We start from the raw sequence: 2,828 nt of genomic DNA, 5'->3' as shown, positions 1-2,828 counted from the left end.
GTCGCCGTCCGCGCGCGGGCCACTGCCGAGGCGCGTGCCGCGGAGGCCGCGCTGGTCCAGGGCGCCGAGGCCCTGACCCTGGAGGCGTCGACCCGGCGAGGCGCGGACCGTCCCACGCGCCGATAATCAACCGGTGATAATTGTCCGGATATGCCGGGCGGACTGGTATCTCGGGTCCAAAGCAGTCTTCGTTACCGAATCGTGATCTGGGTGATTTTATTCACCCGGTGGTCCGCACTAGGTTCGGTGGCTCAAGGACCGAACGCGCATTTGCGCATCGAGATGCTGGAGCACCTTTTGAAGCACGCAGCACACAAGAAGAAGACCGCATCGGCGGGCGCGCGGACCATCGCGACCGTCGCCATCGCAACCGCGGCCACGAGCATGGCCGCGCCGGCCATGGCCGCCGAGGCCTCGCCGCTGGACTCCCTCGGGGACCTCGGCACCACCGCCGAGGGCCTGAAGTCGACCGTCCCGGCCCTGTCGTCGACCTCGATCGACCTCAGCGAGCTGACCGGCTCGCTGCCCGCGACCGACGTGGTCACGGACGTCGTGAAGAAGGCAGAGCTGCCCGCCTCGATCGCCCCCACCACGGCCCTCGCGCCCAACTACGAGCCGGCCCAGTACGTGTCCGGCGCCCTCCAGGGCGCGGCACCCCAGGTCGTCTCCGGTGTCGTCTCCGGCGTGACCGGCGGCTCGGCCGTCTCCGGCGTGACCGGCACCGCCAAGGCGGCGCTGGCGAACGTGCTCGGTGGCGGCGTGGTCGGCACCGCGACCGGCGTCGTCGGCACCGCGACCGGCGTGGTCGGTAACGCGACCGGCGTCGTGCACGGTGTCGCCGGTGGCGCTCTGCAGGGTGACGTCGTGAACGGTGTCGTGGGCGGCGTGGCCGCGGGCGACGTCGTGTCCGGTGCCACGGGCACCGTGGCGGGCGTCGCGGGCGGCGCAGTCGAGAACGTGCCGGCCACCGTGGCGGACGTGATCCGCAACGTGCCGAACGTGCTGGGCGGCGTGACCGCTCCGGTCGCCGGCCTCACCGCGAACCTGCCGGGCGTGCTCGGTGGCGTGGGCGGCGTCGTGAACAGCGTCGTCTCGAACGTCCCCGGTGTCGTCGCGAGCGTCCCGGGGATCGTCGCCAAGGTCACCACCCCGGCCGCCGGTGCGGTCGAGACGGTCGTCGGTGACGTCGCCGTGGACGGCGTCGTCAAGCCGGCCGTGACCGACGTCGTGCCGGGTGCCGTGGGCGCCGTCCAGGGCGGTGTCGTGCCGGGCGTCACCTCCACCGTCGGCAACGTGACGGGCTCCGTGGTCCCGGGCGCCGTGGGCACCGTGACCGGTGACGTGGTGCCGGGTGTCGTCGACGGCGTCGCCAAGCCGGTCGTCGGGGACGTCGTGCTCGGCGGGGTCGTCGGGGACGTCGTCAAGGGCAACGTCGTCGAGGACGTCGTGACGCCGGTCGTCAAGGACACCGTCGTGGACGGCGTGGCCAAGCCGATCGTCAAGGACGTCGTCGTGGACGGCGTGGCCAAGCCCGTCGTGAAGGACGTGGTGGTGGACGGCGTGGCCAAGCCCGCCGTGAAGACCGTGACCGACACCGTCGAGGGTGTCACCGGCGGTGCCGTGAAGGACACCGTTGGTGGCGTGACCGGCACCGTGGACGGCCTGACCGGGGGTGCCGTGAGCGGTCTCACCGGCGGCCTGCTGGGGGGTCTCTCCTGAGCTGATTCTTCCGAGAGGACCCCAGCCTCTTCGGTCTTGACCTTGACGTACGCGGGGTGGAGCGCCTTTGGCGCTCCACCCCGTTCGCGTTCTTCGGCGCTTTGGGAAGGTTCCATTCTTTCGTCACTTGTTATCTGATCGTTACCATCGGATCGGGTTTTTCCGGTGTACCCCTTTTTCCTGCTATTACCGATCAGGTAGCGTCAAGGCATCCCGGGTTCCGGGCCGTTGTAGCCGACCAGCTGGAGCAGCTCCCATGAAGCACGCCGCAGTCAAGACCTCGTCCGTCGCCAAGTCCACGGCCACCCGTGTCGTGGCGACGCTCGCGCTCGCCACCGCGGCGACAGCCATCGCCAGCCCGGCGATGGCCCACGAGGGGCGCGGGCACGACGGGCACTCCGCGGACTACGACCGGGACCACGACCGCGGCCACGACCGGGGCCGCGACGGCCACCAGGGCGGCCGCCACTCCGACCGGGCGCCGCGCTCGTACCAGCCGGCCGTCTACACGCAGCCGAACTACGACGTACCGCAGTACACCGGCTCCCAGGACGGCTTCGGCGAGGGCCGCTCCGACGGCAGCTGCGATCGCGACGAGTCCCGGGGCGGCCGCAACCAGGCGCAGGGCCACGAGGCCGGTTGGAGCCACGAGGACCGCGAGAAGGTGCGCGACGCCGTCCGGGAGTACGTCCAGGAGGCGAACGACTCGGCCGCCGAGGCGCGGCCGCAGGTCGAGACCGACGTCGAGCAGCCGGCCGAGCCCGCCGAGAAGCCCGCGCCCGTCGAGGCGGAGCGGCCCGCCGAGACCGCGACCACGACGACGGTGGCCACCGCCTCCGAGCCGCAGGGTGCCGTGCAGGCGCCGGGTCAGCAGTGGGAGGGCACGCCGGAGGCGGTCGACACCTCCGGCGCCGAGCTCACCGCGTACGTCCCCGGCGAGGGTGCGGCAGCCGAGAGCATCGAGCAGGACGCCTCCACGCTCACCGAGGCCACGCTGGACGCGCCCGTCCGGCTCGCGACGACCGGTGCCGAGGCCACCGCCCTGACGGCCGCGGCAGGTGCCCTGGTCCTCGGCGGCGCGGCCTCGCTCCTGGTCGCCCGCCGCAGCC

Annotated in this window: 2 protein-coding genes; both read left to right on the top strand. The window is 72.3% G+C overall.

Annotation, left to right across the window (positions count from 1 at the left end; all coding sequences use genetic code 11):
- Positions 1–270 precede the first annotated feature (270 nt).
- On the top strand, positions 271–1,719 hold the full coding sequence (locus tag PROKR_RS20755) for a hypothetical protein (protein WP_036966756.1): 1,449 nt from the start codon (positions 271–273) through the stop codon (positions 1,717–1,719).
- A gap of 256 nt (positions 1,720–1,975) precedes the next feature.
- On the top strand, positions 1,976–2,828 hold an 853-nt coding region (locus PROKR_RS20750; RefSeq protein ID WP_036966754.1), incomplete at its 3' end, for a hypothetical protein.

Origin of the sequence: Promicromonospora kroppenstedtii DSM 19349 (assembly GCF_000515355.1) — a bacterium.
GTDB lineage: Bacteria > Actinomycetota > Actinomycetes > Actinomycetales > Cellulomonadaceae > Promicromonospora > Promicromonospora kroppenstedtii.
The sequence above is the reverse complement of the archived record's forward strand: the minus strand, read 5'-3'. Positions and strand labels throughout refer to the sequence as shown.